At 45.9% G+C, this 13,748-nt stretch carries 9 protein-coding genes; 5 read left to right on the top strand and 4 right to left on the bottom strand.

Translation table 11 applies throughout. From position 1 onward, the window contains the following. The first annotated feature begins 101 nt into the window (after positions 1-101). The 5 genes from NIES593_RS13250 to NIES593_RS13230 all read left to right on the top strand — a co-directional run bounded on the left by NIES593_RS13250 (position 102) and on the right by NIES593_RS13230 (position 9,335). Positions 102-1,187: a trypsin-like serine protease gene (locus NIES593_RS13250; protein WP_083602441.1), complete on the top strand. Its 1,086-nt coding sequence runs from the start codon at positions 102-104 to the stop codon at positions 1,185-1,187. A 139-nt stretch (positions 1,188-1,326) separates the two neighbouring features. Continuing rightward, entirely contained in the window at positions 1,327-3,609 is a 2,283-nt protein-coding gene (locus tag NIES593_RS13245; RefSeq protein ID WP_073600034.1) for a TOMM precursor leader peptide-binding protein, read from the top strand. A gap of 111 nt (positions 3,610-3,720) precedes the next feature. Then, entirely contained in the window at positions 3,721-4,872 is a 1,152-nt protein-coding gene (locus NIES593_RS13240; protein WP_073600117.1) for an amidohydrolase family protein, read from the top strand. Between the two features lie 68 nt (positions 4,873-4,940). Continuing rightward, on the top strand, positions 4,941-6,350 hold the full coding sequence (locus tag NIES593_RS13235; protein ID WP_073600033.1) for a SagB family peptide dehydrogenase: 1,410 nt from the start codon (positions 4,941-4,943) through the stop codon (positions 6,348-6,350). 414 nt (positions 6,351-6,764) lie between these two features. Then, on the top strand, positions 6,765-9,335 hold the full coding sequence (locus NIES593_RS13230; protein WP_073600032.1) for a DUF3536 domain-containing protein: 2,571 nt from the start codon (positions 6,765-6,767) through the stop codon (positions 9,333-9,335). Positions 9,336-9,446: 111 nt separating this feature from the next. Here NIES593_RS13230 and NIES593_RS13225 read toward each other — a convergent pair whose 3' ends face one another. From NIES593_RS13225 to rtcA, 4 genes are all read right to left on the bottom strand, one after another. After that, positions 9,447-9,782, bottom strand: coding sequence for a hypothetical protein (locus tag NIES593_RS13225; RefSeq protein WP_015143285.1), 336 nt, complete (start codon positions 9,780-9,782; stop codon positions 9,447-9,449). Between the two features lie 252 nt (positions 9,783-10,034). Beyond that, positions 10,035-11,522, bottom strand: coding sequence for a TldD/PmbA family protein (locus NIES593_RS13220; RefSeq protein WP_073600031.1), 1,488 nt, complete (start codon positions 11,520-11,522; stop codon positions 10,035-10,037). Between the two features lie 49 nt (positions 11,523-11,571). Then, positions 11,572-12,375 (bottom strand): hypothetical protein, encoded by an 804-nt coding sequence (locus tag NIES593_RS13215; RefSeq protein ID WP_073600030.1) that lies wholly within the window; start codon positions 12,373-12,375, stop codon positions 11,572-11,574. A 222-nt stretch (positions 12,376-12,597) separates the two neighbouring features. Beyond that, entirely contained in the window at positions 12,598-13,638 is a 1,041-nt protein-coding gene (gene rtcA, locus NIES593_RS13210; RefSeq protein ID WP_073600029.1) for an RNA 3'-terminal phosphate cyclase, read from the bottom strand. Between the last annotated feature and the right edge of the window lie 110 nt (positions 13,639-13,748).

The following is a 13,748-nucleotide window of genomic DNA, read 5'->3' as shown; positions in this document are numbered from 1 at the left end:
CTTTCTTATGCCCTCTGCTTCGCAACGATCGGTTCGCAATTAGTCAGCAGCTCTGTTTGTAAGGCTTTTTCATCGAGCATCTGTAGCGTTCTTTTTTAGAAATGGGATTAAACGAGCGACAGAATATAACAGATGGGAGAATGCTTCCGGCACGTCACGCGAATGCGGCAAAAGTCAGACTATTGGTTGTTTTTCTGGGGCTGGTCGCCAGCATAGCTAGCGGTTCGCAGGTAGGAGCTACTACTTTTCATTCACAAACAAGCCTAGTACAACGGCGGATAGCGACAGTAGACAATCCAAACGACTACATAACATCGGGTTTTAATGGCGTTGCCAGATTAGCAGGGCAAGAAAGCAATCGTCATTCTTGTGCGGGATCTCTGTTAAAAACGGGTTTGCATCTTCTCACTGCCGGTCACTGCGTTTTTGAATTTAAGCCCCAGGACTTCGTATTGGACTTTGGCGAGATTCAGCTTTCGGCTGCCCAATTTTTTATCCATCCAGAATACGAGCATTCTATTGCCGCCAATGACATTGCCATCATTGAGTTAACAACCAAAGCCCCGCAGCAACTAACTCGATACGAGATCTATCGAGACAACAACGAAATCGGGAAAGTCTTTAATTTAGTAGGGTATGGGGCATTTGGAACGGGCGATCGCGGTGCGGGACTTTCGCCAGCAGACTTTGACTATCAAAAGCGCCTCGGTCAAAATACTTACGATGCGTCGGGAGAACTTTTAAACGGTTTAATTCCAGACTTTCCCATACTTCCGGGCACCCTGGCATACGATTTTGACAATGGTCTTCCCGAAAATGATGCTTTTGGCATTGTTTTCGGATCCCAATATGCCAATTTAGGGCTGGGGTTAGAGGAAGTCAATTCGGCACTAGGCGATTCTGGCAGTCCGAATTTTATTGATGGACTAATTGCTGGCATTACTTCCTACGGTTTCGGTGCTAACTACAGCGATCGCTTGTTATCCACAGATCTCACGCCAACACGGACAGACTCAAGTTTCGGTGAATTTTCAGTCGATACCCGCGTCTCTTTTTATGCTCGGTGGATAGATAGCGTTCTCCAAAACAACAACTCAGTTTCTATCCCAGAACCTAGACCGCTTACAGGACTAGCGATCGTCAGTGCAGGCTTTCTCTTAAAACGAAACAAATATCGCCATGATTAATCGCGGTTCTATTCTTTCTTACTTATTGCTCTTCTTTGTTTTGTGCCTTTGCGACGGACGCTTGAAGTGCGGAACCTGCGTCCGCACGCGCGTCCTCGCCTTTGCGTGAGATAAAAAAATCCATTCACCAAAGATAAAGATGCTTAACCAACCTAAATTTAAAAGTTGTTTTCACGTCGAAACAGTAGAATCTGTCGGCGTATTTCTGCTATCTGAGTCAGAATATTTTACCCTTACGGGTCGTCTATACGAACTCTTAGCGCCCTTAATTAATGGACGCAATTCCATTGACGATATCGTTAACCTTTTAAAAGAACAAGCCCCTGCTGCCGAAATTTACTACGCACTCATGCTGATGGAGCAAAAAGGCTACTTAGTAGAAGGTAACGAGCCTCTATCATCGGATATCGTAGCATTCTGGGAGCTTTTAAACTGCGATTCTCCCAAAACCGCAAACCGATGGCAAACAACTAAAGTCTCCGTCACTTCCTTTAGCACTCTCCCAGCGCGATCGCTTATCTGTGCCCTCACAGCGATGGACATCCAAGTAGAGAAGGAAGGAGACTTAAATATCGTAATCGTTGACGACTATCTGCAAGTCGAGTTAGAAGTATTTAACCAAAAAGCAATCCAATCTCAACGTCCGTGGATGCTCGTTAAGCCAGCAGGCACTAGAATTTGGATCGGGCCGATCTTTAATCCCGACAAAACAGGTTGCTGGGAATGTCTAGCGCAACGCCTGCGAGCAAACCGCCCCGTGGAAACATTTATCCAGAAACAAAAAGGCATCTCCACTCCTTTACCGACATCTTTTGCCAAGCTACCTTCTACGCTACAAACAGGACTCAATTTAGCAGCGACTGAAGTCGCTAAATGGATTGCCCAAGGAGAAAATAAAGCCTTAGAAGGCAATCTCATTACTTTTGACACTCTATCTCTACAAATCCAACATCACGCTTTAATCAAGCGTCCTCAATGTCCTGTCTGCGGAGATCTCGAATACTCGAAGATCGACAGAGAACCTTTACCCGTTATCTTAGAAAGCCGCAAGAAAACCTTTACCACTGATGGCGGACATCGCTGCGTTACACCAGAAACAACCATCAAAAAATACGAGCATCACATCAGCCCGATCGCGGGAGCTGTTAGAGGACTCAAACGGGCATCCCAGTCTACCAACAGTTTAACGCCAATTTATGCGGCAGGACATAACTTTGCCACCATGTTCGATAATTTATTCTTCCTGCGGGAAAATTTGCGGGGGAAAAGCGGCGGCAAAGGAAAAACCGACATTCAGGCAAAAGCCAGCGCGCTTTGCGAAGCACTCGAACGATATTCTGGCATTTATCAGGGCGACGAAATTCGACGCAAAGGCACCTACAAGACAATGGGAGAGGCTGCCATTCACCCCAATCATTGTATGAATTTTAGCGATCGCCAGTATCAAACCCGTCGAGAATGGAATAACACTTGTCCCAGCTTTTTTCAAAGAGTCCCCGATCCCTTCGACGAAGACAGAGAAATTGAATGGACACCGATTTGGTCTTTGACGCACAAAGAATTTAAATATTTACCAACGGCTTATTGCTATTATGGCTATCCCAAACCTGATAGTCCCTATTGTTGGGCTGATTCTAATGGGACTGCGGCAGGAAATACTAAAGAAGAAGCGATCCTGCAAGGGTTTATGGAATTAGTCGAGCGAGATGGCGTAGCTTTATGGTGGTATAACCGCCTCAAGCAACCCGCAGTGGATTTAGATAGTTTCGATCAACCTTACTTTCAAGCGTTCAAAGACTATCATCGCAGCATCAACCGCGAATTGTGGGTACTCGATCTCACCAGCGATCTCAATATCCCCGTGTTTGCAGCAATTTCTCGCCGATGCGATTGCCCTTCGGGCAGCGGCAAGGCCGATCGCGATGTAGAAGATATTATCTATGGATTTGGCGCTCATTTCGATCCGATTATCGGCATAACGCGCGCCCTCACAGAACTCAATCAGGTGCTTCCCGCTGTTTTATCCGTTGCCCCCGATGGCAGCACTCAATATACCCTCCCCGATCCTTTAGCAATGGACTGGTGGCAGACGGCTACCGTACAAAATCAGCCTTACCTATTGCCAGATGAAAACATTGCTCCAAAAACCTATGCCGACTATTCCCGATGGGAAAATGACGATTTGCTCGTCGATGTGATGGCTTGCGTGGATATTGCTGCCCAGCATGGGATGGAAGTGTTAGTACTCGATCAAACTCGCCCCGACATCGGTTTAAACGTCGTCAAGGTAGTTGTTCCCCAAATGCGGCACTTTTGGAAAAGATTGGCTCCAGGAAGGCTTTATGAAGTTCCGGTGAAGTTGGGCAAGTTGTCAAAGCCATTGCCAGAAGAGCAATTAAATCCTATTCCGATTTTTCTTTAATTTGGAAGGGATTCAACCCCAATCCAAAAGCTAAAATCGCCGCGCCCTATGCAAGCGAAGCGTAGGAGCAGCGCTAAAATCCAAAATCTAAAATCCTTTCATCCAAAATCAATGTTAAAAGGTTATCAAATTATTGATTCAGACGGTCATGTGACAGAACCCATCGAAATCTGGGAAGAGTATCTCGAACCGGAATTTAAGAGTCGCGCTCCTTATCAAGAGGTATCTTCAAGCACACAAGGGGTTATTAATCTCGATATCTTTTCTCCGCCGCTCAAGAATTTAAAAGTCGAAGGCGAGAGAATTTATCACAAGATATCTGATGCAGTCTGGACTGAGGGAGTCAAGCTCATCATCCAAGAGTACGCCAAGCAGGGTTCTAGCGCCCTTGGTTGCCATCCAGAAGCTCATGCTCAGGCGATGAAACGGATGGGCATCGATATTTCTTTTCTCTATCCGACGACTGGCTTATGGATGTTCGCGATCGATACAATGGACGCGCAACTTGCTGGAGCGCTCGTTCGCGCCTATAACAATTGGCTGCGAGACTTTTGTAGCTATGACCCGTTATTGTTTAAAGGGGTAGGAGCAATTAATTTGCACGATCCCGATGAAATGGTGCCGGAATTGCATCGCATCGCGGATTTTGGCTGGAAAGCGGTCTTTTTACGCCCAAACCCAGTCAAAGGGCGACTACTCAGCGATCCGGCTTACGAGCCATTTTGGACTGAGTGCGAGCGCCTGGGAATAGCCGCGAGCATCCATGAAGGTAGCCACAGTCGGTTGCCGACTACAGGAGCAGATCGATTTAATAGCCGTTTTGCCATGCACGCCTGTTCTCATCCGATGGAACAAATGATGGCGTTTTTGGCTTTAGTTGAAGGAGGAGTTTTAGAACGTCACCCCAATCTTAGAATCGCATTTCTTGAGGCGGGTTGCGGCTGGTTGCCTTACTGGTTATGGCGGCTAGATGAAGCCGAGTATAAGCACCTCGCTTGGGAGGTGAAAGATAACGTGAAGATGAAGCCTTCGGAGTACTTCCGCCGTCAGTGCTTTGTCTCGATCGAGCCGGACGAGCCTTATCTACCAGAAATTATTAAATATATCGGCGACGACAATTTACTTTTCGGTTCTGATTTTCCCCATATCGACCACGATCCGGAGGCACTAGAAGAAGTTATCGATCTCGAAAAAAGACTATCTAAGAGAACCGTACAAAAAATTTTGTGGGATAATCCCATGCGTTTTTATGGACTGGGTTAATGTTCGTCATTTGTCTTTTGTACTAATAACCAATGACCAATGACCAATTAACCACGAACCAATAACTAATGACCAATTTAGTACTTTCTTTTAAAAAGGATATCTTTTTAGACGAACGAGCGGGCGATGAATTTGTCTTGCGATCGCCCACTGTTACCGTCGATCTCAAACATCTTCCAGTTGGAATTAAAGCGGCGATCGCTATTCTTGCTACGGAAGAAGTCACTGAGGAAGAACTCTGCCATCCAATTTTAATCACTGATGGGAATTCTGCTCTACCTCAGTTTTATTACTATCTCCAACAATTTATTACTCTTGGCTGGATTTGTCATACCATTCGCGCCGATGATTTTTCTCTTGCTACTCTCGTTCCCATTGCAACGCCCTATCAGTTTGAGTTTTCTAAGGCAGCGCCAGATAGAAAATATGTGCTGTCTCGTTTTGTCTATTGTCATCAAAATCACGAGCAATTTGTCATAGAATCCCCTTTATCCCATGCCAAAGTCGTTTTCAGAGACTGGCGCAGTGCGGCGATGGTGAATCTACTTGCCCAACCCCAAGATTGTTGTGCCTTAACAGAAATTCCTGGTATATCGGTAGATACGGCACAAATGTTTTTAAGCCTTCTCTTGAGTGGCAAAATGCTTTCTGAAATTGACGAAAATGGAAAGATTTTAGAAGAAGAAAATGAAACTTTAGCTCAATGGGAATTTCACGATCTCTTATTTCATTCTAGGAGTCGCAGTGGCAGACATTCCAATCCCGTCGGCAAAACTTATCGCTTTTTGGGTAAAATTCAACCGCTGAGTGCTGTTAAAACTCAAAAAGCTAATGAAATTATCGAGTTATATAAACCCAATCTGCAAAAACTTCTAGAAGCAGATGTTCCCTTGACACAAGTTTTAGAACAAAGAAAATCTGTTAGACTTCATGGAGATAAGCCAATTTCCGCGACACAGTTAGGCGAATTTCTTTATCGTTGCGCGAGAATCAAAGCGATCGGACAAAAAGAATATATAGAATGCAGCACTCGCCCTTATCCGTCTGGGGGAGCTTGTTACGAGTTAGAACTGTATATTGTTGTCAATACTTGTGAAAGTATTCCTTCTGGACTCTATCATTATTGTCCTCAAAATCATCAATTGGCGAAAATCGCCGCCAGAAACGGCTATATAGAAGCACTTTTAAAAAATGCTAGTCAAGCAACTGGCGAATCGTGTTTGCCACAAATATTAATTATTCTTACTGCTCGATTCGCTAGAGTGAGTTGGGCTTATGAATCTATTGCCTATAGCCTGATCTTAAAGCATGTGGGGGTTTTGTATCAAACTATGTATTTAGTGGCAACAGTAATGGATCTTGCGCCTTGTGCCCTGGGACAAAGCAATTCCGATCTATTTGCAATGGCGACAGGAATAGATTACTATTCCGAATCCTCGGTAGGAGAATTTATTTTGGGTACTATCAAATCCGTTTAATTAGTCATAATAGGTAGTGCGTTCATCGTAGCGCATCCATTAGGACATACGTCCCGATCGCGACCCCTCCAGCATAGATCTCGCTCGCGACCAAGATGGTCGCACTTATTGGAGCTTGCGATTATTCATACTATAACTCAAGGCTTTGCGATCGCACTTAATTTTCTCAATAGAAATATTTTTTATGGGTTGTAAATTAGAGAAAGATTAACCTATTGTTAAATTAACAAAGAGAATGCGATATCATAGGCGAAAATAGGTTTAATCAAATAAAATTTCCAATTAATTTAATCTTTTAAGCTATAAGTTGAAATTCAATAGTTTGCTGGCTAGGAAATGGTTGCAATCCGCTATTGAGTAGAGCTTGAAACAGTTGATGACCTATTGAAAAAACGCTTTGCGTAGAGAATTCCTATGACTTTTATCGCTAATAATTCAGCTGACTCTATAGAGTTATGCGATCGCCAACTCGATCCTCTCAAAACAGCGACAGGGGTTTACGTAACCGTCCACGGTCATTTCTATCAACCTCCTCGCGAAAATCCTTATTTAAACGCGATCGAGCGGCAACCGAGTGCCTATCCCTTTCACGACTGGAACGAACGAATTCACCACGAATGCTATCGCCCCAATGCCTTTGCCAGAGTAGTTAACGATCGCGGCGAAGTGGTAGGGATCGTCAATAATTTCGAGTATTTGAGCTTCAATATCGGATCGACTTTAATGTCTTGGTTAGAAAATTATGACATCGAAGTCTACCAACGCATCATCGAAGGCGATCGCAAAAGCTGCGATCGCCTTAACGGTCATGGAAACGCGATCGCGCAAGTATACAATCACATCATTGTGCCGCTAGCCAATCGACGCGATAAATATACCCAAATTCGCTGGGGCAAAGAAGACTTCCGCAAGCGATTCGGACGCGATCCCGAAGGCATGTGGCTTGCCGAAACCGCCGTCGATTATGCCACCCTAGCAGCCCTCATCGATGAGGGAATTCGCTTTATCGTCCTCGCCCCCACTCAAGCCGAACGCTGTCGCCCCTTCCCTAGCGAAGACGATCCCGAACCCGAATGGCACGAAGTTGGCGGCGGGCAGATCGATCCCACCCGTCCCTATCGCTGTTTCATCGACGACGGACGCTACATCGATATTTTCTTCTACGACGGACCCATTTCTGGCGACATGGGATTCGATGACGTGCTGCAAAGTTCCGACTGTTTTGCCGCACGCATCGGACAAGCAGTTAAAGGCGATCGCCGCCAGTCTCAACTCATCAGCGTTGCCACCGATGGAGAAACCTTTGGACATCACAAAAAAGGCACGGAAAAATGCATTGCCTATGCTTGCGCGGTCGAGTTTTCCAGGCAAAACTGGACAGTGACCAACTTTGCCCATTACCTCAGTCTCTCTCCTCCCACTTGGGAAGTCGTCCTCAAACCCATCACCGCTTGGAGTTGCTCCCACGGGGTCGATCGCTGGCAAGACGACTGCGGCTGCGGCGGGGGCGGCGAATGGCACCAGAAATGGCGGCGACCTCTGCGCGATGCTCTCGATTGGCTGCGAGACGAGCTAGTTAAGGTTTACGAAGAGACGGGACGCAAGTTTTTTAACGATCCCTGGCTGGCAAGAGATGAATATATTCAAATTATCCTCGACCGTTCTACCGATAAGGTCGAGCAGTTTCTCAGCCGCCATCAAAATCATCAACTTGCATCGGCTGAAAAAACAGACGCATTGCGCCTGCTGGAAATGCAACGCCATGCCTTGCTAATGTATACCAGTTGCGGTTGGTTTTTTGAGGAACTGTCCCGTCCCGAAGGCGTGCAGATTCTCCGCTATGCCGCCCGCGCCCTAGAATTAGCTGGCGAGATTGCAGGAGTTCGCCTAGAAGAAGAATTTATTCGTCGTTTGGCGCTAGCTCCCTCTAACTTGGAGCGTTATCGAGATGGGGCAGAAGTTTATCGCCAGTTAGTCGTATCGGCACAAATTAGCCCTAAACAAGTCGCAGCCCATTACGCCATTAGCTCTTTATTTACCAATTATCAAGAGCAACAGCGGATCTACTGCTACGATGCCCAGCAGCTAGATTACCAGAAACAATACATGGGAGCGCTGACGCTGGCAGTAGGACAGGTACGCCTCGTCTCGGAGATGACTTGGGAAGAATGTCACTTTGTCTTCGCCGTTTTGCACCTGGGAGGATGGGATTTTCACTGTTGCATCCAACCATTTTCGGGGCGGCTTGTCTACACCCAACTCAAAGGGCGGTTATTCGAGACGCTAAAACAAGCCAGCGCTGCTCAGATCGTCATAGCTATGAGCGAATTGTTTGACGATCGCTCCTTTAGCTTGCAACATCTGTTTGTCGAAGAACGACACCGGATTATGCAGCAGTTGGCGGAAAATACCAAAAAGCATCTCGATCGCGTTTACACTCAGGTTTATCGCGACAATTACAGCATTCTGGTCGCTTTCCAACGCGATGAGCTGCCCGTTCCCATCGAGTTGCAAATGGCGGCAGAAATTGCCCTCTCCCATCGTTGTTCGACGACAGTAGCGGAACTCGAACGGGCTGCCGACGATCCCCAAGCAATGCTCAATTGCCTGGCAGAATTAGCCGCGATCGCAACAGAAGCCGAAGGCTTACGCTGTCAGCTTAAGATCCCAGAAGCGAAGAAAACGCTAGAACAACTGATCCTTCGTTATTTGTGGCAACTGTTGCACGAAAGCGATCCCGCTACGCTAGAAGCCGATATCCAACGGTTAGTCCAAACAATCGAGGTAGGAAAGCAACTGCACGTCGGTTTATCTTTGGATCGAGCACAAGAACTCTACTACCACTACTTGTACGAGCAGATCGTGCCCAATTATTTTCAAGATGGGCGATCCCAAGAAACCGCCTGTCGTTGGACTGCCTCTCAACTTTGTCCTCTTTTGGGATTGGGTCAAGAGTTAGGGATAGATGTCAGTCCTTGGTTATAACCCTACTGTAGCTCTCCACGCTGAAATTAGATGAGTGGCATGAGTAATTACTAATTACTCGATTAACTTGCGATCGCGTTCATTTCTATCCCAATGACCAATCAATTCAACCTATGATTTAGACTTCTTTCCTCCATCAATTTCACTGCATACCTCATAAAAATCCGTAATCGGAGGTTTAGCAAATAAGGGATTCATTTTCTTTAAAATCTGATTATAAGTCTCACTTTGGTTAGATTCCATATCCTCTATTTTTTCCCACATGATGACGGCAATTCCTTCATCAGTTCCTGGTTTTTGTAGGAGAAAAGCTCCTTTAAAACCATGGGTATACATAGACACTGCCTCTTCGTAGAGCTTTTGTGCTTCTGAAAAGCAGCCCGGTTTGAATTCGCCAATCGCAACGTAGGCATACTTATGTCTAAGAAAATCATGAAATTCTGTCATGTTTAACCTCAAATTTTAAGATCTTTCTCACCCAATCTTGATAGACAAATCTCTGATTCTAGATTAAATTCTAACTTTAATAACAGAAATTAATTAATATTTAAATATTTTCTTAATCTGTAAAAATCGAATTGAGATTCGGGTAGCAATAACAATGATTGATTTCTAAAAACCCATCTCAAAACGCGAAAAGACAGTGCCGGAAAGAGTTTTCCAGCACGACCAACCCTTGTCTACGATTAAAACAAATGCCTAAGAATTTCTCCCAATCTGAATATTCTTAACTCGCACGGGAACGCAAGCATGAGTCATCTGAGCAACCTGCATCGGTTCGCCTTTCCCGCACAGATTCGTGCCACATTGCATTCTTTGAGAGGCAGTACCAATCGCATCGACGCTATTCCAAAAATCCGTTGTCATCGAATGATAGGTGACGTTTTTTAACATCCCTACCACTTTACCATTTTCAATTTTCCAGAAAGCATCGCCACCAAATTGAAAATTGCGCCGCTGCTGATCGATGGAAAAACTGCCAATTCCATCGATTAAAATCCCCTCTTTGGTATCGGCAATCATCTCTTCTAAAGTTGCCGTATGACTGCCGCCATCTTCTCCTGGTTCTAATCCTAAATTGGGAATGCGCACCATCGGAACGCTCGACCAACTGTCGGCGTAGGCACTGCCATTGCTGCTACTGCGACCTAACCGATGGGCAGTTTCCCGGTCGGTGAGATAATCGACTAAAATACCATCTTTGACGACGTACCATTCTTGGGCTTTCACGCCTTCGTCATCGTAACCCATAGTACCGCGTCCGCCAGCTTGGGTGCGATCGGCGACAAAATTAATCCAAGGCGCGCCGTATTGCAGCTTGCCCATTTTATCGGTAGTGGCAAAGCTGGTTCCGGCAAAGTTTGCCTCGTAGCCATATACCCGATCTAATTCGGTGGGATGTCCGACGGATTCATGAATGGTCAGCCATAGGTTAGTGGGTTTGAGAATTAGGTTAGTTCTAGTGTTGGACGGACCATCCGGTGCGTGGACTTTTTCGATCGCTTCTTCTGCCACGCGGTCTACATTCGCCAACAAATCAGAAGGGTTAATATGTTCGTAACCGAGATTTAGAGGCGATCGCTCGTAGGTGCGACTCTGTGCGTCTCCATTGGCGATCGCCATACAGCTAAATCCCGCATAGCTGCGATAGATGGTTTGCTCGATCAGCGATCCTTCTGTGGAGGCAAAGGTTTTCTCTTCGCGGGTGAAATTGAGAAAGGAATAGGCTTTTTTGATGCCTCTTTCTTGATAGCCGAGCAAGCGCCCCGTAAGATCGAGTAAGAGTTCTGCTTTTTCGGAAATGGAAACGTCGAAGGGATCGATTTCGATGGGAGTAAGGTAGCGATCGCGGTACGCTTCTACTGGAACTAAGCGAACGGGTTCTTGTTGGGTTAGATGACTCCCTTTAGCAATTTCTACTGCTTGAGCAACGATGCGAGCGATTTCTTCTGGCGTTTTGCGGTGACTGGCGGCAAAACCCCAAGCGCCGTTGAGAAGGACTCGCACGCCAAAACCCGAACTGACGTTATCGCAGAGATTGCTCATAGAGCGATCGCGTGCGCTCAGGCGTTGATTGCGATAGGTGCAAAGACGTATATCGCCGTATTCGCAACCAGCTTGACGAATCAGTTCGATCGCCAGAGTCGCTAATTCGGTGGGAGTAATCTGTGCGGGAGCTTGTACCATGAAACGATAATCAAAGAAATAGACAACAAGATCGGTCTAGTTCTCAATTTTAATATTTATTCTTAGACGGCTTGCGCTTGCTTAAGACTGCTACCCCTAAAGCTGCACTTGCACCAAGCATAACCAGAGGTTGCGGTTCGGGAACGGAAACCGTAGGAGGTTGGGAGCTATCAATAGCTTCTGCTGTCCATGTGCCATCAAAATCAACAATATTAGGAAGATTATCTGACACGATGCCGAATACTGTTCCATTATTCGATAAACTAAGCTGATAGCTATCTGCGCCCAATGGATATCCTAAAAACCAACTAGCTTCAAAAAGTAGACTAGATGGAGTGAATCTCGGATCGTTTCCACTAATAGAATAAAGTCCTCCAGAACCGGGAGGAAATGAGCTACTGCCAGGAGGTTCAAACAACAGAGTACTATACAACGAAAGACTGCCAGAAGTTAAGTCCGTCTGAGTATAAGAGAACCTACTTCCTAAAGAGAAGGAAATGTCAACATTTTTGATAAAATGAAGGTTTTGAGTGCGATCGATGTAGAGGCTATCCATGAGATAGAATTCGAGGGGATTGGCAGGATCGTTGGGGTTGGGAATATCGTTGGGATCGTTAAAAAATAAAAACTCCCCATTAGATAGAAGAACAAATGTTCCTTCAATAGGCTCCGAACTGTATTCAAAGGTGCCCTGTCCTGTTATTGGGATCTCAGGCTCATAGCTAGAAAAGCCAGTTACCTCAAATGTCAAAATTCCTTGAGTAACATCTTTAAATGTTACGGCTTGCGCGGGGAGGACATTTAAGGCTACTCCTACAAGGGCACTACTAATAGCGACGGCAGCGTTATTCATCACGACTCATAGTTTTTGTGAAAATTAGCTTACGTAAGATTACTTTAAATAATGATCGTTAAATTCACAACGGCTTTTTTGTTAGGAGCGCATATTATCCTGTCACCCGCTTCGATCGCATCCTCTGCTAGCTAATCTCTGAGCAACGAAATGTTTGCGATCGCGCTATCAACTTCATCGGCAAAGCAAATCTTTATTATGGTATCCGCCTACTTAATAGAACTAATTTGGAGCAACAAAAACTATTTGATTTTCCGTGTCAAAATCGATCGCAGCTAATCCAAATTGAGAGATTACCCATGCATTTGTAGTCAAATGTTCGGTAATTTCAGCGACTCGATACTGACTTGCATCCCCTGCTAAGGCGGTAGGCAAAAGAAGTTGATCGGCTAAATGCTTATCGACAGGCGCTCCCTTGGCGTGAAACTCTAGCAATTCTTGGACTGCCATTTCTGCGACTCGTTCTGCTGGAAGTCCTTGCCGTCCCAAGGCACTAAATCCAGCCCGACTAAACTCGTATTCGGCTGTCAGAAAAATTCCTGCTCCTGGCGTTCTGCCCTTCTCTCTCAAAGGTTTCACCTGAGCCTTAAGATGCTCTTGGTGCAATAGACTTTCTGCGCGGCTAGCCATTCGTTGAGGGATATGAGACGGCAGTTCTGTCACCACCGCTAATCCCCGCACTTGTTGCAAATTTCCTCGCTCTAACAACCGAATGCCTCTCAAGGTGCTGTTGCCCTTTACTCGCAGTTCTACCTCGCCGCCGCCAGCAGGATACCAACCCCACGCGCGTAGCTCCACTTCTGCTTGTACGCCAAGTTGTTTGACAATGGGCAGATAGACTTGTTCGATATAAGTGACCGGAGGACTCCAAGGAACGTGCGTACCCCCCTTGAGAATGACCACTGATTCTCCCTTTGCCAAGGCTAGTGGCAGTAAAATAGTCTGTAAGATCAAGGTAACGGCTCCAGCAGATCCTCCTTCTCTTGCCTCGGTGACATCGAAAGTATAGCGTCCTGCCTGGGTAGCACGATTGGGAATAAATTCTAAGGTTGTCGAACCCAGCGCATCGCCTCGGAGTTGCGCTCGACAAACCGCCGCTGCTGCCCGCACGGAAGTGAGATGTTGAGCCGCCAATCCAGGTTTGGGACGACCTGCCCGAATTTTCTCAAGACGAAGGGGTTGACCCGTAATAGCAGCTAAGCTGAGGCTGGTGCGGAGTACTTGACCGCCGCCTTCGCCATAAGAGCCATCAATGGTAATCATATGTAGATCGAGAAAAAAGTACCAGAAGCTTGATGGAATGACCGCGATCGCTCTTTTAGCTAATCTATAATCAGAGAAATAATAGAGAAATAATCAGGATTGCTATGGCA

Source organism: Hydrococcus rivularis NIES-593 (assembly GCF_001904635.1).
Classification (GTDB): Bacteria; Cyanobacteriota; Cyanobacteriia; order Cyanobacteriales; family Microcystaceae; genus Hydrococcus; species Hydrococcus rivularis.
This window is presented reverse-complemented; position numbering and strand designations above follow the sequence as displayed.